The sequence below is a fragment of the Marinobacterium rhizophilum genome (genome assembly GCF_024397915.1).
Lineage (GTDB): Bacteria > Pseudomonadota > Gammaproteobacteria > Pseudomonadales > Balneatricaceae > Marinobacterium_A > Marinobacterium_A rhizophilum_A.
Genome location: NZ_CP073347.1, coordinates 3,829,455 through 3,854,676, shown reverse-complemented (window position 1 = coordinate 3,854,676; position 25,222 = coordinate 3,829,455). Strand labels below are relative to the sequence as shown.

The 25,222-nt window shown below is 60.8% G+C and carries 22 protein-coding genes; 11 read left to right on the top strand and 11 right to left on the bottom strand.

The window, feature by feature from the left end; translation table 11 throughout:
• Positions 1-46: 46 nt before the first annotated feature.
• The gene (gene argH / locus KDW95_RS17290) at positions 47-1,456 is read right to left on the bottom strand and encodes an argininosuccinate lyase (protein WP_255853053.1); all 1,410 of its coding nucleotides are present in this window, start codon (positions 1,454-1,456) and stop codon (positions 47-49) included.
• 208 nt (positions 1,457-1,664) lie between these two features.
• Between argH and hemC the strand changes: the two genes are divergently transcribed.
• From hemC to KDW95_RS17270, 4 genes are read left to right on the top strand one after another with little or no spacing between them, the layout of a single operon-like run.
• On the top strand, positions 1,665-2,609 hold the full coding sequence (gene hemC, locus KDW95_RS17285) for a hydroxymethylbilane synthase (protein WP_255853052.1): 945 nt from the start codon (positions 1,665-1,667) through the stop codon (positions 2,607-2,609).
• Positions 2,599-3,417, top strand: a complete 819-nt coding sequence (locus KDW95_RS17280) for a uroporphyrinogen-III synthase (RefSeq protein WP_255853051.1) — start codon at positions 2,599-2,601, stop codon at positions 3,415-3,417. Before hemC ends, KDW95_RS17280 begins: the two co-directional genes overlap by 11 nt.
• Positions 3,417-4,586: a uroporphyrinogen-III C-methyltransferase gene (locus tag KDW95_RS17275; protein WP_255853050.1), complete on the top strand. Its 1,170-nt coding sequence runs from the start codon at positions 3,417-3,419 to the stop codon at positions 4,584-4,586. Before KDW95_RS17280 ends, KDW95_RS17275 begins: the two co-directional genes overlap by 1 nt.
• Before the next feature lies 1 nt (position 4,587).
• The gene (locus tag KDW95_RS17270; protein WP_255853049.1) at positions 4,588-5,844 is read left to right on the top strand and encodes a heme biosynthesis protein HemY; all 1,257 of its coding nucleotides are present in this window, start codon (positions 4,588-4,590) and stop codon (positions 5,842-5,844) included.
• Between the two features lie 52 nt (positions 5,845-5,896).
• On the opposite strand, the gene fusA is transcribed toward KDW95_RS17270, so the two are convergent.
• Complete coding sequence (gene fusA, locus KDW95_RS17265; RefSeq protein ID WP_255853048.1) at positions 5,897-7,975, bottom strand: elongation factor G; 2,079 nt, start codon at positions 7,973-7,975, stop codon at positions 5,897-5,899.
• A 345-nt stretch (positions 7,976-8,320) separates the two neighbouring features.
• On the opposite strand from fusA, the gene KDW95_RS17260 reads away from it, so the two are divergent.
• Positions 8,321-8,554, top strand: a complete 234-nt coding sequence (locus KDW95_RS17260) for a YdcH family protein (protein WP_255853047.1) — start codon at positions 8,321-8,323, stop codon at positions 8,552-8,554.
• A 120-nt stretch (positions 8,555-8,674) separates the two neighbouring features.
• Here the strand turns inward: KDW95_RS17260 and KDW95_RS17255 are convergent, their stop codons facing one another.
• The 4 genes from KDW95_RS17255 to trxA all read right to left on the bottom strand — a co-directional run bounded on the left by KDW95_RS17255 (position 8,675) and on the right by trxA (position 13,218).
• A complete protein-coding gene (locus KDW95_RS17255) occupies positions 8,675-9,730 on the bottom strand; it encodes a 2Fe-2S iron-sulfur cluster-binding protein (protein WP_255853046.1) in 1,056 nt (351 codons plus the stop codon).
• Positions 9,723-11,204, bottom strand: coding sequence for a 4-hydroxy-3-polyprenylbenzoate decarboxylase (gene ubiD, locus KDW95_RS17250; RefSeq protein WP_255853045.1), 1,482 nt, complete (start codon positions 11,202-11,204; stop codon positions 9,723-9,725). The genes KDW95_RS17255 and ubiD overlap by 8 nt, the downstream gene beginning before the upstream one ends.
• Before the next feature lie 208 nt (positions 11,205-11,412).
• Positions 11,413-12,672, bottom strand: coding sequence for a transcription termination factor Rho (gene rho, locus KDW95_RS17245; RefSeq protein WP_255853044.1), 1,260 nt, complete (start codon positions 12,670-12,672; stop codon positions 11,413-11,415).
• Between the two features lie 219 nt (positions 12,673-12,891).
• Positions 12,892-13,218, bottom strand: coding sequence for a thioredoxin TrxA (trxA, locus tag KDW95_RS17240; protein WP_255853043.1), 327 nt, complete (start codon positions 13,216-13,218; stop codon positions 12,892-12,894).
• A 277-nt stretch (positions 13,219-13,495) separates the two neighbouring features.
• Here trxA and KDW95_RS17235 point away from each other — a divergent pair, with 277 nt between their 5' ends.
• The gene (locus KDW95_RS17235) at positions 13,496-15,010 is read left to right on the top strand and encodes a Ppx/GppA phosphatase family protein (RefSeq protein ID WP_255853042.1); all 1,515 of its coding nucleotides are present in this window, start codon (positions 13,496-13,498) and stop codon (positions 15,008-15,010) included.
• 91 nt (positions 15,011-15,101) lie between these two features.
• Here KDW95_RS17235 and KDW95_RS17230 read toward each other — a convergent pair whose 3' ends face one another.
• Together KDW95_RS17230 and hslO are read right to left on the bottom strand one after the other, a co-directional pair.
• Positions 15,102-16,649 (bottom strand): phosphoenolpyruvate carboxykinase, encoded by a 1,548-nt coding sequence (locus KDW95_RS17230; protein WP_255853041.1) that lies wholly within the window; start codon positions 16,647-16,649, stop codon positions 15,102-15,104.
• Positions 16,650-16,829: 180 nt separating this feature from the next.
• Positions 16,830-17,702 carry an Hsp33 family molecular chaperone HslO gene (hslO, locus tag KDW95_RS17225; RefSeq protein ID WP_255853040.1) on the bottom strand — a complete coding sequence of 291 codons (873 nt, stop codon included), beginning with the start codon at positions 17,700-17,702 and terminating at the stop codon, positions 16,830-16,832.
• 361 nt (positions 17,703-18,063) lie between these two features.
• Between hslO and KDW95_RS17220 the strand changes: the two genes are divergently transcribed.
• Positions 18,064-18,861, top strand: coding sequence for a phosphatase PAP2 family protein (locus KDW95_RS17220; RefSeq protein WP_255853039.1), 798 nt, complete (start codon positions 18,064-18,066; stop codon positions 18,859-18,861).
• Here KDW95_RS17220 and hslR read toward each other — a convergent pair.
• Positions 18,849-19,250 (bottom strand): ribosome-associated heat shock protein Hsp15, encoded by a 402-nt coding sequence (gene hslR, locus KDW95_RS17215; RefSeq protein ID WP_255853038.1) that lies wholly within the window; start codon positions 19,248-19,250, stop codon positions 18,849-18,851. The genes KDW95_RS17220 and hslR overlap by 13 nt on opposite strands.
• Positions 19,243-19,914, bottom strand: coding sequence for a GMP/IMP nucleotidase (yrfG, locus tag KDW95_RS17210; protein WP_255853037.1), 672 nt, complete (start codon positions 19,912-19,914; stop codon positions 19,243-19,245). Before yrfG ends, hslR begins: the two co-directional genes overlap by 8 nt.
• A 49-nt stretch (positions 19,915-19,963) precedes the next feature.
• On the opposite strand from yrfG, the gene nudE reads away from it, so the two are divergent.
• Together nudE and KDW95_RS17200 are read left to right on the top strand one after the other, a co-directional pair.
• Positions 19,964-20,533 (top strand): ADP compounds hydrolase NudE, encoded by a 570-nt coding sequence (gene nudE / locus KDW95_RS17205; protein ID WP_255853036.1) that lies wholly within the window; start codon positions 19,964-19,966, stop codon positions 20,531-20,533.
• A 174-nt stretch (positions 20,534-20,707) separates the two neighbouring features.
• Positions 20,708-21,292, top strand: a complete 585-nt coding sequence (locus KDW95_RS17200; RefSeq protein WP_255853035.1) for a superoxide dismutase — start codon at positions 20,708-20,710, stop codon at positions 21,290-21,292.
• 65 nt (positions 21,293-21,357) lie between these two features.
• Here KDW95_RS17200 and KDW95_RS17195 read toward each other — a convergent pair whose 3' ends face one another.
• The gene (locus KDW95_RS17195) at positions 21,358-21,993 is read right to left on the bottom strand and encodes an arylesterase (RefSeq protein WP_255853034.1); all 636 of its coding nucleotides are present in this window, start codon (positions 21,991-21,993) and stop codon (positions 21,358-21,360) included.
• Between KDW95_RS17195 and KDW95_RS17190 the strand changes: the two genes are divergently transcribed.
• Both KDW95_RS17190 and KDW95_RS17185 read left to right on the top strand, forming a co-directional pair.
• Positions 21,992-22,690: an ABC transporter ATP-binding protein gene (locus tag KDW95_RS17190; protein WP_255853033.1), complete on the top strand. Its 699-nt coding sequence runs from the start codon at positions 21,992-21,994 to the stop codon at positions 22,688-22,690. The two genes, KDW95_RS17195 and KDW95_RS17190, sit on opposite strands and share 2 nt — an antisense overlap.
• A complete protein-coding gene (locus KDW95_RS17185) occupies positions 22,687-25,146 on the top strand; it encodes an ABC transporter permease (RefSeq protein WP_255853032.1) in 2,460 nt (819 codons plus the stop codon). Before KDW95_RS17190 ends, KDW95_RS17185 begins: the two co-directional genes overlap by 4 nt.
• Positions 25,147-25,222: the final 76 nt, after the last annotated feature.

Genomic DNA, 25,222 nt, shown 5'->3' with positions numbered 1-25,222 from the left:
TGCCAAGCCCCGGCGGGCATTCTGCCTCGCCGGGCTGCACGACGGCCTAGGCCGGTTCGTCTGCCGAGCGCTCTGCCAGCAGTGCCTGCCCGCGCGTCACGGCAGCGCGCACCTGATTCGGCGCCGTGCCGCCAACATGATCGCGTGCGGCCACCGAGCCTTCCAGCGTCAACACATCAAATACATCGGCGCTGATCACATCGGAGAACTGCTGCAGTTCTGCCAGCGTCATCTCGCTCAGATCCCGCCCTTCGGCGATACCGAACGCCACCGACTTGCCGACGATTTCGTGGGCGTCCCGGAAGGCCACGCCCTTGCGTACCAGGTAGTCCGCCAGGTCGGTCGCGGTGGAGAAACCGCGCTTGGCCGCCTCGCGCATGCTGTCCTTGCGTGATTCCAGCGCCGGCACCATGTCGGCAAAGGCACGCAGGCAACCGTTAACGGTGTCGATGGTGTCGAACAGGGGCTCCTTGTCTTCCTGGTTGTCCTTGTTGTAGGCCAGCGGCTGGGACTTCATCAGCGTCAGCAGTGACATCAGGTGACCATAGACACGCCCGCTCTTGCCACGTACCAGCTCCGGAACATCCGGGTTTTTCTTCTGCGGCATGATCGACGAACCGGTGCAGAAGCGGTCCGGCAGATTGATGAAGTTGAACTGCGCCGAGGCCCAGAGCACCAGCTCTTCCGACATCCGGCTCATGTGCATCAGCAGCACGCTGGAGGCGGCACAGAATTCGATGGCGAAATCCCGGTCCGACACGGCATCCAGCGAATTACCCGCCGGCGCCGTGAAGCTCAGCAGCGCGCAGGTCATGTTGCGGTCGATTGGATAGGTCGTGCCCGCCAGCGCCGCGGCCCCCAGAGGCATGATGTTGACGCGCTTGCGACAATCCACGAAGCGCTCGTAGTCACGGCTCAGCATTTCGAACCAGGCCATGATGTGATGGCCAAAGGTGACCGGCTGGGCAGTCTGCAGATGGGTAAAGCCCGGCATGATGGTATCGGCTTCGCGCTCGGCCAGGCTCAGCATGCCCTGCTGCAGGCGGCTGATTTCAGCCAGAATGCGGTCTATCTCGTCACGCACATACAGGCGGATATCGGTGGCAACCTGGTCGTTGCGCGAGCGGCCGGTATGGAGCTTTTTCCCGGTGATGCCGATCTTCGCGGTAAGTGCCGCCTCAATGTTCATGTGCACGTCTTCCAGCGCGATGGACCACTCGAAGGTGCCACGCTCGATTTCCACGCGAATCTCGCCCAGGCCGCGAATGATGTCATCGCGCTCGGACTCCGTCAGTACGCCGGCGGCAGCCAGCATCCTGGCGTGGGCGATGGAACCCTGGATGTCCTGCAGGTACATGCGCTGATCAAACTGAACAGATGCGGTAAAACGGGCGACGAAGGCATCGGTCGGTTCGCTGAAACGTCCGCCCCATTGCTGATTGGTTTTGTTGCTCATCAGGAAAACCTCTGACTGGAGTGACCACCGGGCCGCCGGCAGCTGAAGAAACTGGGGCAAAATTATACCACCTTTAGCCGCCAAAACCTGAGCGCCGGCAATCCGCTTTTTGTGGCACAGGTCCAGAGTGTTCAGACGATCTGTTACAATCCCTGCAACCCCGTTCAGGACCCGGTGCTAGATCCGGGACAGTCAAAACGAGAGCCCGATGAATACCGACAAGATTCGCATCGCCACCCGCAAAAGCCTGCTGGCCCTCTGGCAGGCCGAGTACGTCAAAGCCGAACTGGAACGCCACCACCCCGGCATCGAGATTGAACTCATCGGCTTCACCACCCGCGGTGACAAGATTCTCGACACCCCGCTGGCCAAGGTCGGCGGCAAGGGCCTGTTCGTCAAGGAACTGGAAAACGCCATGCTCGATGGCGACGCCGATATTGCCGTGCACTCCATGAAGGACGTGCCCATGGAGTTCCCCGAAGGTCTTGGCCTGGCGGTGATCTGCCCGCGGGAAAACCCCACCGACGCCTTTGTCTCCAACACCCATGCCTGTGTGGATGACCTGCCCGCAGGCGCCGTGGTCGGCACCTCTTCCCTGCGCCGCGAATCCCAGCTACGGGCACGACGGCCGGACCTGGTGATCCGCAGCCTGCGCGGCAATGTGCAGACCCGCCTGCGAAAGCTCGACGAAGGCGAATTCGATGCCATCATCCTGGCCAGCGCTGGCCTGATTCGCCTCAAGCTGCAAGAGCGGATTCGTGCCAGCATGCCCGCCGAAGAAAGCCTGCCCGCCGGTGGCCAGGGCGCTGTGGGGATAGAATGCCGCCTCAACGACCAGCGTACCCGCGACCTGCTGGCACCACTGCACCATCAGCCCAGCGCCTGGTGTGTGGAGGCAGAGCGTGCCATGAACCGGCGCCTGGAAGGCGGCTGCCAGGTCCCGATCGCCTGCTTCGCCACTCTCAACGAGGCCCAGGACCGGCTCTGGCTGCGCGGCCTGGTGGCCAGTCCCGACGGCACCCAGGTGCTTGAGGACAACATCAGCGGCACGCCCGATCAGGGCAAGGCCCTGGGCATTGAACTGGCCGAACGCCTGCTGGCCGCCGGCGCCGATCGCATCCTTGCCGCCGTTTATGATCAGCATGCCGACTGATACGCCGTCAGCACCACTCGGCGGCCGGCGAATACTGGTTACCCGGCCAAGCCATCAGGCACGGCAGCAGGCTGAGCTGCTGCGTGCCCAGGGTGCCGACCCAGTGCTGCTGCCGCTGCTGGATATTGCCTCCCTGAGCGCAGCAGACCCGCAATTCCAGCACAGCAAACAGTGCGTGCTGGACCTTGATCTGTACCACGCCGTTATCGTGGTCAGCGCCAATGCCGCACGCCTGGGACTTGATCTGATCGACGATTACTGGCCGCAGCTGCCGCTGGGCGTACACTGGATGGCCATAGGGGCCAGTACCGCAGCCCGTTTGCACGACTACGGCATCAACGCCCGTCACAGCCACGACGGGTACGATTCCGAAGCCCTGCTGCGGACCCCGGAGCTACAGCAGGTCGACGGCCTGCGCATCCTGATACTGCGCGGTGACAGTGGCCGCGACGCCCTGGCAAGCGAACTGCAAAACCGCGGCGCCCGGGTCGATCAGGCGATACTTTACCGCCGAGCCCGCCCGGAACTGCCACCGGACACTATCGAAAGTGCTATTTATGCCGCGCCCTTATCCGCTATCCTGATCACCAGTGGCGAAAGCCTGAGTAACCTGGTCGCGCTGGCACAACAGTTTAAGGGCACCGATGGACTGGCACAGCTGCAACCGTGCCCGCTGGTAGTTCCGAGCCAGCGTATCGCAGCCCTGGCCACCGCGGCCGGGTTCAAACAGGTTATTCTTGCGAGCGGCCCCGACGACCAGAGCATGATCGGGGCGCTGTTGACTAAAATCGACGCGGAAAAAGACTGATGAGCGACAAAGGGAATAGAAACAAAGAAAACCGGACGCCCGAAATCATTGACGCCGAAGTGACCGAAGTGCCGACCCAGGCAACGCCGGGCAGCAGCGACAGCCCGCCATCCTCCAAAACGACCAGGGCCGCCCGCTGGCCCGCCTTCGCCGCACTGCTGCTGTCCATCATCGCCCTGGTGCTGGTTATCTTCCTGGGCTGGCACGGCTGGCAGTGGCAGCAGGGCAATGCCCAGGCACTGCAGCAGATCAACGAGCAGGTCGAAAGCGCCCAGGCCGACGGCCAGGCCCAGCTGACCCAGGAGCTCGACGGTCTGCAACAGCAGATGGCCGCGTTCAGGTCACAGGCCCAGACCGACAAGAGCGGTATTGATGCCCTGCAGGAACGTCTGACCCAGAGCATTCAGCAGGTCATGTCGCGCCAGCAGAGTTCGCGCAAGGACTGGCTGCTGGCGGAGGTTGAATACCTGCTGCGCCTGGCCAACCAGCGTGTACTGATGGAGCAGACCGCCGACGGCGCCCTGAAACTGCTGAAGTCCGCCGACCTCATTCTGAAAGAAACCGACGATGTCTCGATCTATGAAGTACGCAAGGCTCTGGCCGCGGATATCGCCGCCCTCGAGTCCGTGCCGCGGCTGGACACCGAGGGCGCCTTCCTGCAGCTGGGTGCACTCAACACCCAGGTCGACCGCCTGAGCCTGGTGCCGGTCACCAACAAGCGCGAGCTGCCGGCGTTGCTGGAACAGATCACCCCGGACAGCGTCTCCGAGTCCTGGACCCAGGGTCTCAAGGCCTCCTGGAACGGCGCCATCAGCAAGTTCGAGCAGCTGATCGTGATTCAGCACCGTGACGAACCGGTCGAGCCCCTGCTCTCCCCCGAACAGCACTTTTTCCTGCAGCAGAACCTGCACCTGATGCTCGAGCAGGCTCAGCTTGCGCTGCTGCAGCGCAAGCAGAACGCCTACGACAGCGCACTGGTCAAGGCGGAAAACTGGATCGATACCTACTTTGATCCGCAGGACGCCACCACCAACGCCCTGCTGCGCGGCATCGCCGAACTCAGACAGCTGCAGGTTGCGCCCGAGGTACCGGATATTTCCGGCTCCCTCAACACCCTCAAGGCCTACCTTGAGCACATGGCAAAACTGAAGCAGGAAGGAGCCGCGTGATATGAAACGAGGACTCCTGCTTTTACTGGTCATACTCTTTGCCGGCGCCTGGCTGGGCGAAAAAATGGTACAGGATCCAGGCTATGTCCTGCTGTCCTACAGCGGTACTACCGTTGAAACCAGCCTGTGGGTACTGCTGGTCGTCGGCCTGGTCAGTTTCTTGCTGACCCATTTGCTGCTCCGGCTCCTGTCCAAGGCGCGCATTCCCACCACCGAACTGCGCCACTGGGGCGAGCGCCGTGCACGGCGCAGTGCCCATCGCAAAACCCTCAAGGGTCTGCAGGCGTTCGCCGAAGGCAGCTGGTGGAAAGCACAGCGCTATCTAAGTCAGGCAGCTCCCCGAGCCGAGCTGCCACTGGTCAACTACCTGACCGCGGCCCAGGCGGCCCAGGAACAGGGCGATGCCAAGGCCGCCGACGAACTGCTTGAAAGGGCTCGCCGGCAGGACCCGCAAAATACGACTGCAGTCGATCTCGCCCAGGCACAGCTGCAGTTCGAACGCGATCAGTTCGAGGATTGCCACACAACGCTGTCGGCGCTGTACGCGAGGGCTCCCAAGCACAGCCAGGTTCTGCGCCTGCTGCACCATTGCCTGATGCGTCAAAATGACTGGCAAGCCCTGGCCGCCCTGATACCGGACCTGCGTCAGAATAAAGTGCTGCCGGATGAGTCTATCCAGGCACTGGAGCTACGCTGCTACCGGGAAATGCTCGGCACCAGCCTGGCCCAGCTGCCGGCGGAGACCGAGCATGAAAACCGGGTACAGGCACTTAACCGTGCCTGGCAGGACCTGCCCGCCCGGCTGACAAGCGATGAAAACCTGGTGTGCGACTATGTCGCCCAGCTCGTCACCCTGGGCGAAGAAGCCCGTGCCGAGATATTCCTGCGCGACCAGATCAAGCGTGGCTGGAGTGAAAACCTGGTACGGATCTACGGCCGCCTGCGGGGCGAGAACGCCCACAAGCAGCTGGAAGTCGCCCGCAAGTGGCAGAAGGATCACCCCGACAGCGCCGACCTGCTGCTGACCCTCGGGCGCCTGTCCATGCGCAACGAGCACTGGGGCAAGGCCATCGACTATTTCGAGCAAAGCATCGCACTGCAAGCGAGTGCCGATGCCTACGGTGAGTTGTGTCGCCTGCTGCAGCACCTGGGTGAGCACGACAAGGTCGCCACCCTGCTGCAGGAAGGACTATCCGCCACCGGCGCCGGCCTTCCCAACCTGCCAATGCCCGACAAGGCCGCTCCCATAAGCGCCTGACAGGCCGCACTGGGCAAAATGCAAAACGGACCCTTGAGGGTCCGTTTTGCACTCAGGACTTGAGTTTCAGCTTCTCCAGCACCTTGCCAGGCACCTCGGCGTAGTGATCAAACTCCAGCGTGAAAAGCGCCCTGCCATGGGTGACGGATCGCAGGTCGGTGGCATAGCCGAACATCTCAGCCAGGGGCACCAGCCCCTGTATGTCATGGGTACCATCGGCACGGGGCACAGTGCTGTGGACTTCGCACCGGCGCGCGCTGAGCTGCCCCAGGACATCACCCATATTTTCCTCCGGCGTCACCACGGTTATGCTGCAAACGGGCTCCAGCAGTTTCGGCTGTGCCTGTTTTGCTGCGTCCCTGAACGCCTGCAATCCGGCATTCTTGAAGGCCAGCTCGCTGGAGTCGACGCTGTGAGTGGAACCATCCACCAGGGTCACGGCGACATCGGTGATCTCCTGGCCCCCGATCAGTCCCGTTTGCGCGGCTTCCTCCACACCCTTTTTCACCGCTGCAATAAAGGCCGCCGGTATGACACCGCCCTTGATCTGCTGCGAAAAAACGACCCCTGAGCCAGCCTCACCGGGGGCCAGGTCAATAAAGACATGGCCAAACTGACCATGGCCACCACTCTGATGCACATAACGTCCCTCGATACGGCTGACCGCCTGACTGACCGTCTCCTTGTATGTCACGCGCGGCGGGCCACTGCGCAGCTTGATATGATGCTCGCGCTCAATACGGGTCATCAGGATTTCCAGATGCAGTTCGCCCATGCCGGACAGGATGGTCTGGCCGCTGTTGTCATCGAAATGCACATGAAAGGTGGGGTCTTCTTCCCTGAGCTGCGCCAGCGCCCGGTTCATTTCGTCCCGGTCGCGCACCGCGCAGGGCTCAATGGCAATGTTGATCACCGGGTCCGGAAACTGGATCGACTCCAGTACCAGCGGATGGTCCAGCGCGCACAGCGTATCACCGGTCACCACATCCTTGAGACCGACCACCGCATCGATTTCTCCGGCGGGGACGGTGTCGATATCCTCACGACGGTCAGCAAACACGCGCACCAGCCGGCCGATGCGCAATTTGTGCCCTGTGCGGGGGTTGAATACGGCATCACCCGTTTTCAGACTGCCGGAATACACTCGCACGTAGGCCATCTGGCCGGCGTAAGGGTCGGTCACCGTCTTGAACACCAGCGCACAAAGGGGCTCGTCGAGACTGAGTTTCCAGTGCTCCTCCTCGCCGCTGACGGGGTGATGACCTACCACTTCCAGCCGATCGGATGGTGAGGGCAGCAGGTCGACAACCCCGTCCAGCAGGGGCTGAATGCCGATATTGCGCAGCGCCGAGCCACAAAAGACCGGATAGAGCCGGTTCTCCAGTGTCGCCCGACGCAAGGCGACCCGCCACTGGGCCGGCTCTACCGGCTCATCCGCCAGGTACCGTTCCAGCAAGCCATCATCGGTTTCGCAGATCGCCTCCAGCAACACCCGCCGGGCTTCCAGCGCTGCCGGCTGCAGGGGCTGCGGTACCGGTTCGTATTGCGGGGCTGCGCCGTACTCGTCTGGCCAGCGAATCAGCTGCATGCCCAGCACGTCGATCACTGCAGCGAAGGTACTTTCAGCCCCCACGGGTATGTTGACCGCCACGGGCGTGACATGCAGGCGCTCACGGATACTGGCCAGCGCCTGCTCAAAGTTCGCGCCGACACGATCCATCTTGTTGATAAAACAAATGCGCGGCACCCGATAGCGCTCCGCCTGGCGCCACACGGTTTCGCTCTGGGACTCGACCCCGTGGACACCATCAAACACCACCACGCCACCATCCAGTACCCGCAAGGCACGCTGCACTTCAGCGGTAAAATCGATATGTCCCGGGGTGTCGATGATGTTGATCTGGTGGTCACGCCATTGCGCGGTGATGGCGGCCGATACGATCGTGATGCCCCGTTCACGCTCCTGGTCCATCCAGTCGGTCGTGGTCGTGCCATCGTCCACGGAGCCCAGCTTGTGGGTAATGCCACTATAAAACAGCATGCGCTCGGTGGCCGTCGTTTTGCCCGCATCGATATGGGCAATGATGCCAATGTTGCGGATTTTGTCCGCCTGGAAATGCCGCCTGTCCATGAGTCCTCCCCAGCACAAAGCTGTATGGATAGCGCCCAGTCGCCGCAGATCCGCACGCAGGGCGCTACTGCGATGCCCCGCGGGGGTTTTCCCGCAATGCGAATAGAACAGCGACAGGACACGGCTCCCGTGAGACGCCGCGCTTGTCGCGCTCGTCCACCGTATTGAAGCCTGTCTCAGTATTGCATCGATCCTGCTTTTTAGCGCTTTTGGCGACCGGGAAAATCAGGTCTGGGCGGGACCGGGAGCGCACCATGGCGGGGATACCGCTGGAAAGCTAGACTGAATGCAGGGATGGAAGCATCCCCTCCCCGGCTCACTGATGACCAAGCGATGGAGACTCCCATGTCCGATCTCAATCACAGCCTGTACGAAGATTTTCCACAACATGCCGCACGTATTCGCCAACTGAAAGAAGAAAATGAAACCTTCGCCCGGCTGGCCAGCGAATACCACAAGCTTGACCACAGCGTACGTGGTCTGGAGATGCGCAACGTTCCTACGACAGATGACAATTTTGAACAAATGAAGCGGCGCCGGGTGCAGCTTAAAGACCAGATACTGAAAATGCTGCAATAACCGGGTAGCCCGGGTCACGGGGGCTGCCTTCAAACGGTTGAACGTCCAGAGAAAAGTCGAGGACAGACGCCATCTTGCATGGCTTCTGTCCTTTTTGGGCAGGCGCTATCGCGTGGCCGCCTACTTGACCGGCCGCGGAGCATAGGCGAACACATCGGAATGCAGCTGCTCTGCACCCATGCCATGCTCTTCACAGGCATCCAGCAGCGCATACACCATGGCCGGCGAACCGCTGGCGTAGACGTGGGTATCGGCAAAGTGGTCCATGTCTTCCAGCATGGCCTGGGGCAGCAGACCGGTACGACCCACCCAGTCCGGGCTCAGCTCTGGTTCGCTCACCACCGGCACGAAGTGCACATTGGGGTATTCCCGCGCCCACTGCTCAGGCAGTGCCAGCTGATAAAGATCGGCCGCATCGCGCGCGCCCCAGTAAATGCGAATCTGGTTTTGTACCTTGCGGGCCAGCAGGTGTTCGACCATGCTCTTGATCTGGGAAAAACCGGTGCTGGCCGCCGCAAACACCAGCCTGTCATCGGCAGCCAGCGCTGCCGCACTCAGGCAGCAGACGCCCTTGGGGGCTTCGATCTCGACCGTTTTTTCCTGCTGCAGGTGAGCCATCACGGCACAGGACATCTCGCTGTCCGGCTGCAGGCGAATATGCAGCTCCAGCATGCGCTCCAGCTCAGGGGCGGAGGCGATTGAAAACGAAGCTTTTTTGCCGTTGGGCAGGCAGATATCCAGGTACTGCCCAGCCTGGAATTCCAGCGCCAGTGACGCGGTAGCCGGCAGGCGCAGCCGAACCAGATACACATCCCGGTTAAGCACCTCGACCGAGGTAATGTCACAGTTCAGTTTCTTCACTACTACTTCTCCAGGGAGTTTGAGTCCCTTTATCTTTACGCTAACGTCGGTCAACGGCACGCTGGTACAAGCCAGGGCGAATATCTCGCCCGCCGCGGCACCCGGCGGTGGCGCACACAGGTGGCGCTCTGGATAGCGCTGGTGCAGTTCCCCCTGCAACAGGCTGACCTCACAAATTTCGCAGACACCGTTGCAACAGCTGCGTCGCATGCCATACCCCAGCCGCTCCAGTGCCTGCAGCAATGTTTCACCGGGGTCCGTATCAATCACCCGGTCCGTACCCTCAAGCAGTACCCGGCGGGACTGCTCAGCCATTCAAGATACCCAGCTCATCCCAGATTGCATCGACACGGGCCTTGACCTCGTCATCCATGCGGATCGGCACACCCCACTCACGCTGCGTCTCGCCTTCCCACTTGTTAGTGGCATCCATGCCCATCTTGGAACCCAGGCCCGACACCGGCGAGGCAAAATCGAGGTAATCGATCGGTGTATTGTCGATCAGCACCGTATCCCGGGATGGATCCATGCGGGTGGTAATGGCCCAGATAACGTCGTTCCAGTCCCGCGCATTGACATCATCGTCACAGACGATCACAAACTTGGTATACATGAACTGACGCAGGAAGGACCAGACCCCCAGCATCACGCGCTTGGCGTGCCCCGGGTACTGCTTCTTCATTGTCACCACCGCCATGCGGTACGAGCAGCCTTCTGGTGGCAGGTAGAAGTCGACGATCTCCGGAAACTGCTTTTGCAGAATCGGCACAAACACCTCGTTCAAAGCCACCCCCAGAATCGCCGGCTCGTCGGGCGGACGACCCGTATAGGTGCTGTGATAGATCGGCCGGTTACGGTGAGTCACACGCTCAACGGTAAACACCGGAAAACGGTCCACCTCATTATAGTAGCCGGTGTGGTCGCCGAAGGGCCCTTCATCCGCCATCTCGTCGGGGTGAATGTAGCCCTCCAGAATGAACTCCGCACTGGCCGGAACCTGCAGATCGTTACCCAGACAGCTGATCACCTCGGTTTTGCCGCCACGCAGCAAACCGGCAAATGCATATTCGGACAGGGTATCCGGCACCGGTGTTACCGCCCCCAGAATGGTCGCTGGGTCAGCGCCCAGCGCCACCGCCACCGGGAAGGGTTTGCCGGGGTGCTGCTCCTTCCATTCACGGAAATCCAGCGCCCCGCCACGGTGGGCCAGCCAGCGCATGATCAGCTTGTTGCGGCCAATCAGCTGCTGACGGTAAATACCCAGGTTCTGACGCGACTTGTTGGGGCCGCGGGTAATCACCAGCGGCCAGGTCACCAGGGGCCCCGCATCGCCAGGCCAGCAGGTCTGAATGGGCAGCTTGTACAGGTCGACGTCATCACCTTCGATCACATGGGTCTGGCAGGGGGCGGATTTCACCACCTTGGGGCCCATGTTCAGTACCTGCTTGAAAATCGGCAGTTTTTCCCAGGCGTCTTTCATTCCCTTGGGCGGCTCAGGCTCCTTCAGCTGCGCCAGCACCTTGCCGACTTCACGCAGCGCCTCGACCGTTTCCTCCCCCATGCCCAACGCCACCCGTTGCGGCGTACCGAACAGGTTCGCCAGTACCGGGTAGTCATACCCCCTGGGATTTTCGAACAGCAATGCCGGCCCGCCCGCACGCAGCGTACGGTCGCAGATTTCAGTCATTTCGAGGTTGGGATCAATCGGCTGGGAAATGCGCTTGAGTTCACCGCGCGCTTCGAGCATCGCCATGAAATCACGCAGGTCTTTATATTTGGGTGAGGACATAATCGATAAACTTCAGTCGTTGCAGGGCGCCTGCAAATAAAGCACCGCCCGGGGCGGAATGCTTTGGGGCTGCAGCAGCACCGGTGGATAGCCTGAGGCTACAGACATCAGCCCGGCTCTTGAACGTCCCTGTAGTCGCAGGGCCAGCAAGCCCATGTACAAAAAAGGGTAAGCACAGGCTTACCCTTTTCCAGACCAGGAACAATGTTTACTGGCGTTTCATCGACAGGAAGAACTCATTGTTGGTCTTGAAGTCCTTCAGCTTGTCGATAACAAACTCGGTCGCCGCCGTATCTTCCATCGGATCCAGCAGACGACGCAGAATCCACATGCGCTGCATTTCGTCTTCGGTCGTCAGCAGATCTTCACGGCGCGTGCCCGAGCGGCGAATGTTGATCGCCGGGAACATGCGACGCTCCGCCGCCTTGCGGTCCAGGTGCACTTCGGAATTACCGGTACCCTTGAACTCTTCGTAGATCACTTCGTCCATCTTCGAGCCGGTATCAACCAGCGCGGTGGCGATGATGGTCAGGCTGCCGCCTTCCTCAATGTTGCGGGCCGCTCCGAAGAAGCGCTTGGGGCGCTCCAGGGCATGGGCATCCACACCACCGGTCAGCACCTTGCCAGACGACGGGATCACCGTGTTGTAGGCACGCGCCAGACGGGTGATGGAATCCAGCAGCACCACCACGTCTTTCTTGTGCTCGGTCAGGCGTTTGGCCTTTTCCAGCACCATCTCGGCAACCTGCACGTGACGTGACGGCGGCTCGTCGAAGGTGGAGGCAACCACTTCGCCGCGCACGGTGCGCTGCATTTCGGTTACTTCCTCGGGCCGCTCGTCGATCAGCAGTACGATCAGATGGCAGTCCGGGCTATTGCGGGTGATGCTGCTGGCAATATTTTGCAGCATCAGTGTCTTGCCCGCCTTGGGCGGCGACACGATCAGCGCACGCTGGCCTTTGCCCATGGGGCACACCAGGTCGATGATGCGGGCCGTGATATCTTCAGTACTGCCGTTGCCGATTTCCATGCGCAGACGCTGTTGCGGGAACAGCGGCGTCAGGTTTTCGAACAGAATCTTGTTCTTGGCGTTTTCCGGCCTGTCGTAGTTGATCTCATCGACTTTAAGCAACGCGAAATAACGCTCGCCATCTTTCGGCGGACGGATCTTGCCGGTAATGGTATCGCCTGTGCGAAGGTTGAAGCGGCGAATCTGACTCGGTGAAACGTAAATATCGTCAGGGCCAGCCAGGTAGGATGAATCAGCGGAACGAAGGAAGCCGAAGCCATCCTGCAGAATCTCGAGTACACCGTCGCCAGAGATATCTTCGCCGCCTTTGGAGTGTTTCTTCAGAATTGCGAAGATCACATCCTGTTTGCGAGAACGGGCAAGGTTGTCCATTCCCATTTCTTGCGCGATTTCCAGCAGCTCTGGAACGCTTTTTGTTTTCAGATCGGTTAGATTCATATGCTTTGGAGAAGGGCCACGAATGACCAAGTTAGGGTGGAAAACAGGAGAAAATCAGAGGTCGATACTAGTGACTGGGAGTCTGAAGCTTGTCAAAGGGGGCGACAAGTACCCAGCAGTCGCAGTCAATATAATGGCTTGGGTCGCGACTGTCCAGACTGAAGGGCAAGAAATATAAATCGGCGACGCCGACCCCATTTCTGCCCTTCTAATCAGAAATCAGAGGTTGGCGTCGATAAAGGCTGCCAGCTGGGACTTGGACAGGGCGCCCACCTTGGTTGCCTCAACATTGCCACCCTTGAACAGCATCAGGGTCGGAATGCCACGAATACCGAACTTCGGCGGTGTTTCGTTGTTTTCATCGATGTTGAGCTTGCAAATTTTCAGCTTGCCTTCGTAATCCTTGGCGATTTCTTCCAGTACCGGTGCAATCATCTTGCAGGGGCCACACCATTCAGCCCAGTAATCAACCAGCACCGCGTGCTCTGCTTTGAGCACTTCCTCTTCGAAAGATGCATCGGTGACGTTAACGATGTTTTCGCTCATAGGATCCATTCTCCAAACACGCGAAGTGTTCATATTATTGCTTTTGCGGAACTCCCGGGCCGAAACGCCCCTGGTAAGACAGGGCAATTATGCCGGGATATCCTCAACTGGTGCCGATGATACCATTGCGCATAAAAAAATGTGAACACTAAGCGAGGATCATGACGTTTTCAGCTACGGTAAAGCCAACCTGGCGACGGGGATAAAAACATCGACCGTCATATTATTCTGATACTCTTAGCCGCTCTTATCCAGTGGCATGGTACGCACCAGAAAGATGAACGACACGAGTCTCACCCCCGCGCCGGTAACGCCCCCAGCGCTGCTGGCGGCCATCGACCTTGGTTCCAACAGTTTTCACATGGTCGTCGCCCAGCTCGTCGACGGCGAAACCAAGCTGCAGGACGTCATGTCAGAGAAGGTACAGCTTGCCGCCGGTCTCGATGCAGACAAGGTGCTGAGCGAAGAGGCCCAGCAGCGCGGTCTGGAGTGCCTGGCCCGTTTTGCCCAGCGCGTTGCCGACCTGCCCCGCCGTTCGATCCGTATCGTTGGCACCAACGCCCTGCGCGAAGCCGTGAACAGTCGCGAGTTTCTCGAACGGGCCGAAGGCATACTGCGAAAGCCACTGGAGATCATTCCCGGACGCGAAGAAGCCAGGCTGATCTATCTGGGCGTCTGCCAGACCCGCCCACCGGAAGATGGCCTGCGCCTGGTAATAGACATTGGCGGCGGCAGCACCGAACTGGTACTGGGCGAAAAATTCCAGCCCCGGGCGCTCGAAAGCCTCGAAATGGGCTGTGTCAGCTTTACCCAGCGCTACTTTCCCGACGGCAGGATCAGCAAAGCTTCCTTCCAGAAGGCGACCTACGCGGCCCTGCGCGAACTGATGTCGATTCAGAAAGGCTACCGCCGCATCGGCTGGAGCAACTGTGTCGGCTCGTCCGGCACCATCAAGGCCATCCGCAACGCCTGCATCAGCCTGGGCCTCACTGAAGAACACATCACGGCCCGGGCGCTGGACCAGCTGCGCCAGAGGATACTCAGCTATGATCATGTTGACGACATTACCGAAGTCAAAGCCGAGCGCCGCGCCGTACTGCCGGCCGGGCTTGCCATTCTCAGCGCCGCCTTCGACTCACTGGGCATTCGCGTGATGGCCTGCTCCGAGGGTGCACTGCGGGAGGGATTGCTGTTCGAGATGGCGGGCCGGCTACAGCTCGAAGACATCCGCGAACGCAGCATCAACATGCTGAAGCGCCGCTACCATGTGGATCGCCCACAGGCCGAACGTGTCGAGCGCTGCGCGCTGCAGGCCCTGGCGCAACTGCGCGACAGCTGGGGGCTGGACGACCCCCAGCATGCCCAGATGCTGCGCTGGGCAGCACACACCCACGAAATTGGCCGGGCCATTTCCCATGCCCAGTACCACAAACACAGCGCCTACCTGCTGCAGAATTCGGACATCGCCGGCTTCACCAATCTTGATCGCCAGCAGCTGGCACTGCTGGCCCGCAGTCACCGCCGCAAGTTCCCCAAGGACGACTTCAAGCAGCTGCCCGACAGCCGGCAGCAGGCCTGCAGACGCCTGGCCGTGCTGCTGCGCCTGGCCTGCCTGCTAAATCGCAATCGCAGCCGCATCAGGCTGCCCCACCTGCAGCTGCAGGTCGATGGCAAACAGCTGCAGCTGAACTTCCCCGATGGCTGGCTCGAACAGCACCCGCTGACCCAGGCGGACCTGGAGCAGGAAGCGGAATACCTGAAAGCACTGGGTCTGACCCTGCAGGTCAACTAGCGCCGGTAGCCGTCGCTGAAGCTGAGCGCGGACACTAAAAAACCCGCCGCGGACAAACCGGGCGGGTTTTTTATTGCGCAGACTCTCGCCCTTACAGGCTCGGGCCCGCCGCAACGATGCTGTCATCAACACCGCTGAACTTGCGGAAGTTTTCAACGAACTGCCCGGCAAGGTCCTTGGCGGTGGCATCAAATGCCCCCTTGTCTGCCCAGGTTTCGCGCGGGTTCAGCAGCCCGGTATCGACGCCAGGAACGGCCTTGGGAACCGACAGGTTCAGGCCTGGCAGATGCTCGGTTTCAACATCGACCAGGGCGCCGCTCTGGATGGCCGCGATAATGCTGCGGGTCGTCGGGATGCTGAAACGCTGACCCGTACCGTAGGAACCACCGGTCCAGCCGGTATTGACCAGGTAGACCCGGGAACCGAACTCTTCGATACGCTTGATCAGCAGATCAGCGTATTCACGCGCAGGACGCGGGAAGAAAGGCGCACCAAAGCAGGTGGAGAAGGTTGACTTGATGCCGCCGCCCGAGCCCATTTCGGTAGAACCCACCAGCGCGGTATAGCCGGACAGGAAGTGATAGGCCGCCGCTTCCTTGCTCAGGATCGACACCGGCGGCAACACGCCAGTCAGGTCGCAGGTCAGGAAGATGATTGCCTGCGGCTCGTCACCCAGGTTGTGCTCGGTACGTTTTTCCACGTGCTCCAGCGGATAGGCACAGCGACCGTTTTCCGTCAGGCTGGTGTCAACGTAATCCGCCGTGCGGGCGTCATTCAGCACAACGTTCTCAACGATGGCACCAAAGCGAATGGCATCCCAGATAATGGGTTCATTCTTCTGGCTCAGGTTGATCGTCTTGGCGTAGCAGCCGCCTTCCAGGTTGAAGACCACACCCTTGCCCCAACCGTGCTCGTCGTCACCGATCAGGTAACGCTCGGGGTCCGCGGACAGGGTGGTTTTGCCGGTACCGGACAGGCCGAAGAACAGCGTGGTGCTGCCATCGTCGCCGACGTTGGCCGAGCAGTGCATCGGCAGCACGTCTTTTTCCGGCAGCAGGAAGTTCTGCACCGAGAACATGGCTTTCTTCATTTCCCCGGCGTATTCCATGCCGGCAATCAGCACCCTGCGCTTGGCAAAGTTCAGAATCACGCAGCCATCGGTATTGGTGCCGTCACGCTCAGGATCACAGCGGAAGCCTGCGACATTGAGGATCTGCCACTCTTCCTTGCCCTTGGGGTTGTAGTCCGCCGGGCGGATAAACAGGTTCTGGCCAAACAGGTTCTGCCAGGCAGTCTGGGTGGTCATTTTTACCGGCAGGTAGTGCCCCGGATCGGCGCCAACGTGCACCATCGAGACAAACTGCTCCCGATCGGCCAGATAGGCTTCAACCCGCTCCCAGAGCGCATCAAACTTGTCCGCATCGAACGGACGGTTGATGTTGCCCCATTCGACTTCATCACTCGTGCTCGGCTCTTTGACGATGAAGCGATCCAGCGGCGAGCGCCCGGTGCGCTTGCCTGTGGTCACGACCAGCGCGCCGGAGTCGGCCAGCTGACCCTCACCACGCTCAATCGCTTTTTCAACCAGCTGAGCGCGGCTCAGGTTGGTGTGTACAGTATTCTCAGTTTCTATGGTCATTACTGGATTCCCTTGGCATAGGCGCCAATAACGCTACCTGTCTAGCAGATGCTGTCGTGCAGATGAAAGACCCAATCGCGCCCCTTTCGCGGTTATAGTACTTATTTGGGGAGGCGCATTATCGCACAAAAAATAACACATTGACTATTCTATGAACGGCACCGCACCCCGGCTGGCGCGTCAGTGCAGCAGATCGGAGCGGGGAACATTGGCACTGTCCGAGAACATGCTCAGAATATCCGTTTCATCGAAGCTGTGATGTTCATTACAAAACTGACAGCTCACGCCAACAGCGCCCTCTTCTGCCACGATCGCCAGCAGCTCTTCACGGGTCATGAACTGCAGCGCATTACCGCTGCGTTCACGACTGCAATCACAATGAAAGCGTAACGGGCGCGCATCGAAAAGGCGGCAAGATTCTTCGTGAAACAGCCGATACAGCAGGGTTTCGTTGTCCAGCGTCAGCAGCTCTTCGGATTTCAGCGTAGCGCCCAACTGGCTGATATGGGACCAGTCCTCGCCCGCCGTGCCCGCCGCTGGCATGACCTGCAGCAGGAATCCCGCTGCACGCTCACCGTCCGCCACCAGATGCACCTGGGTGGGCAACTGTTCGGACTGGCTGAAGTAGCTTTCAATGCAGCGCGCCAGGGTCTCGCCCTCCAGTGAAACCACACCCTGATAGCGCCGGCCTTCGGCAGGCTCAATGGTAATCGCCAGGCGTCCGTTCACCAGCAGTTCGTTAAAGGCCTGCTCCTGCGGGATTTCACCCTCATAACGGGCAATGGCCCGCAGATCCTGCTGGTGATTGCACTCCGCCATCAGCATCTGCACCGCGCCTTCACCAGCCGCCTGCAGGATCAGGCGGCCTTCGAACTTCAGCGTCGAGCTCAGCAGGCTCACCGCCGCCAGCATTTCGCCCAGCACCGTCTGCAACAGGGGCGGATAGTCGTGCAGCTCCAGCACCTGCTGATAGCTGGACTCGAGCCCCACCAAAACACCACGAATATCAAGTTTGTCGAACAGCACAGGCTGTATCTGATCGGAATTGCTCATCAGCATCTATCTCGCAACAGGCGCCGCGCACCCAGCCTTGCACGGAATCGGGCAGGGAATAACAGTACGCAGTTAGTCAGACGTTACAACAGCGAGGGGCGAGCAGGCGGCTATTCTCAAACCTCCGGCTAGCAGCCTGACGGGCTTGACCGATCGTAGCGAGGGAATGGTCGTTTTGAGTCAGTTTTTGAGCTCTTTTGCCGCGAATAGTGGTTCTATTCAACGGAAAAGAGTAGGCAAAATGACCAAAATCGGCGTTTTCGCAGTAGATCAGTGTTAAGTCCGGCAAGCTGCTAGAGTGACCACGGGCCTCGGTGTTACCATTTCGGCGCATTTTATCACAACCGAATCGGAACCCAGCATGCACCGCGAGATCTCCATTTTTCCAGGGACCTGGAAGCTGAAACCGCTGATTACCCTGCACCTGTGTGCCGCCGCGCTGCTGCTGAGCTTCACGCTGCCGGCCACGAAGGAGCTGTGGCGCCAGCTGGACACTAGCATTTTCTACTGTCTGAACGCACTGGTCGCCCAGAGTGATGCCCAGGCGAGCTTCTGGGCCTGGATGAACGTGCGGGAGGCAGACCTGCTGCCGGGTATCCTGATTCTGCTGTCACTGACGTTCCCGGGCCTGGGTTTTAAGCGCGAACAGCTACAGCAGGCACTGGTCGGCTTCTTTGCCCTGCTGTTCATCGCCCTGGTTCTGCGCCAGCTGCTGCACGAAGTGACGGACCTGTTCCAGCTGGCGGGACTGAGCCCCTCACTGGTGCTGGAGCCGGTTTACCGCCTGAGCGAGCTGGCACCGCACATAGATGCCAAGGATGCATCCAAAGCAAGCTTCCCGGGTGATCATGCCGCCATCCTGCTGCTCTGGGCCGGCTTCATCATGCTGAGCCGCCGCAGCCTGGCCTCGGTGCTGGCCCTGCTGACCGCAGCGGCCTTTACCCTGCCGCGCATGGTCGGTGGTGCCCACTGGTTCAGCGACAACTACGTTGGTGGTCTATTTACGGCGCTGGTTGCCCTGGCCTGGGCGTTTTACAGCCCGCTATGCGCCTGGCTCGCAATCAGGCTGATGCATCTGTGCGCACCGCTGTTCGAACAGCTGGCGCGTTTGCCCGGCATCGGCCGACTACCGTTCTTTGCGGCCAATCATTCAGCCTGACGTTCCTTAAAGCTGCGAATCTGGCGCCGGTCCTTCTTGTTGAGCTGGTGGCGCGGATTCAGGCTGCTGCCGCCATTGAGCTTGCGGTCGGCCGCCAGTTTTTCACGCTTGGCAATGCTCTCGGGCGTTTCACGATAGAGCTGCTGCGCCTCGGGGGCGCCGCGGCGCTGATCGGACAGCTGCAATATTTCGATTTCCTTGATATCCATCCCCTGGCGAATCTGCAGCATGGCGCCCACTTCAACCAGCTTGCTGCACTTGCTGCGCTGGCCGTTGTAGTGCACCTTGCCACCCTCGATCATGTCCTTGGCGGTGGCCCTGGTACGGTAAAATCGTGCCGCCCAGAGCCACTTGTCGAGCCGCACCCTGTGCTCCTGGGTATCACTCATTGTGCTGGTCACCCCCTTTGAATAGTTCATCAAACTGATCGATGGCCCGGAATTCATCGATGTTGCGGGCCGGTGCCTGGCTGTCCGGCTGGACAATGGACAGCAGGTGAGCGATGCCGTAACGCTGCGCCGAACGCAGTACCGCCAGGCTGTCATCCACCAGCAGCGTGCGCGCCGGGTCAAAGGGCTCCACCGCCTGCAGTTGCGTCCAGAACTCGATATCCTCCTTGGGCAGGCGGAAATCGTGGGAACTGACAATCCCGTCGACCAGCGCATCGAGGCCGGTCAGCTGCAGCTTGATATTCAGGCTGTCCCGATGGGCATTGGTGACAATCACCGAACGCATGCCGCGCTGGCGCAGGCGCTGCAAAAAATCCTTCACCTGGGGCCGAAAACCGATGCGATCGGCGACTTCGCGCTTGAGCGCCGTAATATCGACGCCCAGCTGCTCGGACCAGTAATCCAGGCAATACCAGTTGAGCGTGCCCTGCTCCTGTGTGATACGCTGATGCAGCCACTCCCGGGCGTCTGCGGGCTCGAGCTGGCGCAGTTGCGCATAGCGCAACGGCAGATGCTCAAGCCAGAAGTAGGAATCGAAATGGAGGTCCAGCAGGGTTCCATCCATATCGAGCAGAACAGTATCGACGGCGCGCCAGTCCAGCATTTGATCGTCCGGGGTCAGGTCAGAATTCAGTTTCAGGTACGCAATCAGTATGCCCGTAAAGCCACAGATATTGAAGGTAACCAGCGTTGCACGCAGCCGCCTGTTTCATGTTGAGGCGCTGGAACTGCGCTTCTCCAACGGCGTTGAACGCAGCTATGAGCGCCTGGCCACGCGCGGTCGCGGCGCCGTTATGATCGTGCCGATTCTGGCCAATGGCGATGTGGTCCTGATCCGCGAGTACGCCGCCGGGCTCGATGAATACCCCCTCACCCTGCCCAAGGGGCTCATCGATCCGGGCGAGAACGCCGAGCAGGCTGCCCATCGCGAGTTGCAGGAAGAGGCCGGCTTTGGCAGTCGCAAACTGGAACGCTTGAAAGAGATGACCAGCGCCCCCAACTATATGGGGCACCGAATGACAGTCCTGCTGGCCCGGGATCTCTACCCCAGCCAGCTGGAAGGCGACGAACCCGAGCCCCTGGACCCGGTACACTGGCCGCTGTCCGAGCTGGAAGCCCTGGTACAGCGCGAGGACTTCAGCGAAGGGCGGGCAATCGCCGCGCTCTACATGGCGCGCACCCGGCTGGAACTGGAAGCCGGCTCAGTGTCGGCAACCGACTGAGTCCAGGCCGGCCCGAGCCTCGCGGGAACGCCCCAAAGGGCGATTGAAAAACCCTGCATCCTGTGCCATGAAAAGGCGCTTTAACGGTGTTATAGTCTCTCGTCTGTCGAACCCACGGAATCGACAAACCGAGTTTTATGCTGAACCTGTCGACCTACAAAAAAGGGAAATCTCATGAGCTTTGAACTACCACCGCTGCCTTTCGCCAAAGACGCTCTGCTGCCGCACATCTCTGCGGAAACACTGGACTTCCACCACGGCAAACACCACAACACCTATGTGGTCAAGCTGAACGGTCTGGTCCCGGGCACCGAATACGAAGGCAAGACTCTGGAAGAGGTCATCATGGCCGCTCCGGCCGGCCCTGTTTTCAACAACGCCGCGCAAATCTGGAACCACACCTTCTACTGGAACAGCCTGTCCCCCAACGGTGGCGGCGCGCCCTCAGGTGCCATCGCCGACGCGATCAACGCCAAGTGGGGCACCTTTGAAGCCTTCCAGGCCGAGTTCAACGACAAGGCCGTCAACAACTTCGGTTCCTCCTGGACCTGGCTGGTGAAGAACGCCGACGGTTCCCTGGACATCGTCAACACCAGCAACGCTGGCACGCCGATGACTTCCGGCCAGACCGCACTGCTGACCGTCGACCTGTGGGAACACGCCTACTACATCGATTACCGCAACCTGCGTCCTGACTACCTGAAAGGTTTCTGGGCCCTGGTAAACTGGGACTTCGCCAACGCCAACCTGGCAGGCTAAGCAAACCCCGATTGAAAAAAGCACCTTCGGGTGCTTTTTTTGTGCGCCGACGATACCCGCCGGCCTCAGCCGGCCTCTGTTACCGTCCGGGCAGGCGGCGCCGACAACAGCGCCTGCAGCTGGGTCCAGACGTTTTCAAGCATTCTGGGCTGGGCCGCGCTATTGGGATGCAGACCATCGTCCTGCATCAGGCTGCGGTCCAGCGCCACACCTTCCATCAGAAAGGGAACTCGTGCGACCTGTTCGGACTCAGACAACTCTGCGAAGATAGAATAGAAACCCTCACTGTAGCGAGGACCATAGTTGGGCGGCAAACGGATTCCCAGCAGTAACACCCGCGCGCCGGCCTCCTGCCCCAGGCTGATCAGCCGGCTCAGGTTCTGCCGAATGACGGGCAGGGGCGTGCCCCGCAGGCCATCATTGGCGCCCAGCTCCAGGATCAGGATATCCGGTTCATGCTGCTCCAGCAGCGCCGGCAGACGGGTAATGCCACCCTGGGTCGTTTCACCGCCAATGCTGGCGTTGACGACCGCCACACCGGCGGACTGCTGTTCGATACGCTGGCGCATCAGGGCCACCCAGCCCTGCTCCACCGGCATGCCGTAGGCCGCGGACAGACTGTCTCCCAGAACCAGAATGGATTGTGCGGCCCCGATACCGGGTATCAATAACACGCAGACAAACAGCAGCAGGCGGAACATGGACTCTCCAGAATCATCAGATCAAGTTGTCGTTTCGGCTCACACGGTCAGCAAAAAATTCCACACCCAAAGCGGCGAACTGCAACTGTTCGAAAACCTTAACCTTGAGGTTCGCCGCGGTGAAAGTGTTGCCATTATTGGCCCGTCCGGCGCGGGCAAGTCAACCCTGCTGAGCATGCTGGCCGGGCTGGATCAGCCGACAGCCGGCATTATCCGGCTGGCCAGCAAGAATCTGGCCGAGCTCGACGAGACCGCCCGTGCCCGCCTGCGCGCCCGCTCGGTCAGTTTCGTGTTTCAGTCATTTCACCTGCTGCCGGAGCTCAGTGCGCTGGACAACGTGCGCCTGCCGCTGGAAATCCGCGGCGAAACCGACAGCGAGCAGCAGGCCCGGCACTGGCTGGCCCAGGTGGGACTGGCGAGCCGGGCCGAGCACCTGCCGGGACAGCTGTCCGGCGGCGAGCAACAGCGCGTCGCCATTGCCCGCGCCTTCGCCACCCGGCCCGCTATTCTTTTTGCCGATGAGCCCACCGGCAACCTGGATAGCGAAACCGGCGCCAGCATCGTCGAGCAGTTGTTTGGACTCAATGCCCAGCAACATACCACCCTGATCCTGATTACCCATGACAGCCAGCTGGCAAGTCGCTGCTCGCGCCGCCTGCAGTTACGCCAGGGTCAGCTACTGGAGGCCCTGCAATGAGCCGGGCTGTTTTTCGCCTCGCCCGGCAGCAGGCCGGCAGTAGCCTGCGCAGCCCGGAATGGCGTGCCCTGCTGGCAGCCCTGCTGGTGGCCATCACACTGATTTCGCTACTGACCCAGCTGGGCGACCGGCTGGAACAAAGCCTCAGCCGACGTACCGCCGAGCTACTGGGAGCCGACCTGGTACTGCGCGCCGAAGCACCGGTGGCACTGTCAGCACAGGGAGATATTCGCAGCAGCCAGGTGGCACAGTTCCCTACCATGCTCGAAGCCGGCGACGAAATGATGCTGGTGTCGGTGCGGGCTGTCACCGACCCCTACCCGCTGCGAGGCGCTATCGTCACGGAGCCTGCGCAGCACCCGGGCATCCCCGAGCCCGGCACCGCCTGGGCGGAGCCACGCATATTCGAAATGCTGCAGCTGCAACCCGGCGATACCGTACAGCTGGGCTACAGCACGTTTCGCCTCAGCCATCGCTTGATCAGCTCGCCGGACCGGGGCAGCGGCTTTCGCAGCTTCAGCCCCGGGCTCATCATGCGGGCCGATGCGCTGGATGCCACCGGCGTAATCGCACCGGGTAGCCGGGTGCAATACCGCCAGCTGTTTGCCGGGCCTGCCGAGGCAGTCGCAGTACTGGAAGAACAGCTGCGGGCGAACCTGGGGCCCGACGAGCGACTCTTTTCGCTGCAGGCGGATCAACCCATGACCGGGCGGGCGCTGCGCAACGCCGAACTCTACCTGCGCCTCAGCGCCCTGTTTGCACTGCTGCTCGGAGCCCTGACTATTACCCTGAGCCTGCGCCGCTACAATGCCGCGCAGCATTCCCGGGCCGCGTTGCTGCTGAGCCTGGGGCTGGAAAGCCGCCAGCTACTGCTGCTCTATGGCTACCAGCTGCTGTTTGGCTGGATGCTCTGCGCCCTGCTCGGCACGGCCCTGGGCTTTGGGCTGCAGCACCTGCTGGTGCAGCTGCTCGGTGACCTGCTGCCACAGCCCGTGCCCCAGGCGGGCGTCGGTGCCATGGCCAGTGGTGCCCTGATCGGCCTGCTGTTGCTGACGACTCTGGGACTGCCGGCCTTTTATCGCCTGAGCCAGGTTTCGGTGGTCGCGCTCTTTCGTGAAACCAGCCTGCCCACGGGGCTGCGCCCGCGCCTGTTCCAGCTGCTGGGGCTGGTCATGCTGGCGGCACTGATGGGCCTTTACATCGAGTCCTTTACCCTGGCCCTGATGCTGCTCGGCGCCCTGACCCTCAGCGGCCTGGCGGTCGGCTGGCTCGCCCAGACGTTGCTGCAACGCCTGGCCGCGGGCTTGCGCCACCGCATGCGCCTTGGCAGCCTGCTGATCCTGCGTATCCGCCAGCAACGCAAGTGGCACCGCCTGCAGGCCGCCACCATGACACTGCTGCTGACCCTGCTGGCGACCCTGATCATTGCCCGCGGCGACATGCTGCAACAGTGGCGTACCCAGTTCCCGCCGGATACGCCCAACTACTTCCTGATCAATATCCAGCCCTGGGAAAAGGAGCCGCTGGACCAGCTGTTCGCCGACAATGAACTGAGCCCGGCCCTGTACCCCATGATCCGCGGTCGCATCAGCAGCCTGAACGGTGCCCCCCTGGCCGAAGCACCGCTGACGGAGGAGCAACGCCGACACAATGCGCTGCGACGCGAGCTGAACCTGACCTGGGCCGAACAGATGCCCACCAACAACAGTCTGCTCAGTGGCAGCTGGTGGCAGGGCACGCCATCCGAACCACAGATTTCGGTGGAACAGGACCTGGCCGAGGCCCTGGGAATCAGCACTGGCGACAGTCTCGGTTTCCAGATCGGCAGCCAGCTGCTCGAGGCACGGGTCAGCAATATTCGTGCAGTACAGTGGGAGTCATTCACACCCAACTTCTACGTGATTTTTTCGCCCGGCGCGCTGGACAACCTGCCGGCGACCTTTATCACCGCCCTGCGGCTGGAGGACGACCAGCGCACGCTTGCCCGCACGCTGTTACAGCAGTTTCCGACCCTGACCCTGATCGACATCGATCAACTGCTCAACCAGGCCCAGGCACTGATCGAAAAGCTGGTGGACAGTTCCAGCATGATCCTGCTGCTGACACTGTTCGCCGGCCTTTTGCTGCTGGTGGTCACGCTGATGCAGGAACTGGAACGACGCCGCTATGAAAGCGCCCTGTTGCAGACATTGGGTGCCACGCCAGCCCAGAGTCGCCAGCTCGACCTGCTCGAACTGCTCTGGCTCGGCCTGATTTGTGGCGCTCTGGCGGCCCTGGCCTGCGAAGCCATTCTCTGGCTGATTCATGCCCGGGTGCTGCAGATTCCCCTGACGCTGCATCCGCTGAACTGGCTGGTGCTGCCTCCGCTGTCGGCGCTGCTTTTTACCGGCATAGGTGCGCTGATTCGAAAACCGCTGGACCAGGCGCGCTGCTACAGCCTGCTCAAGGCCAGCTGACGGGCTGCGGGCGAACTATAAAGGCTGCTATTTTATTGGTAGAATCGCCGCAAATTGGCGTTCAAAACTTTAACAA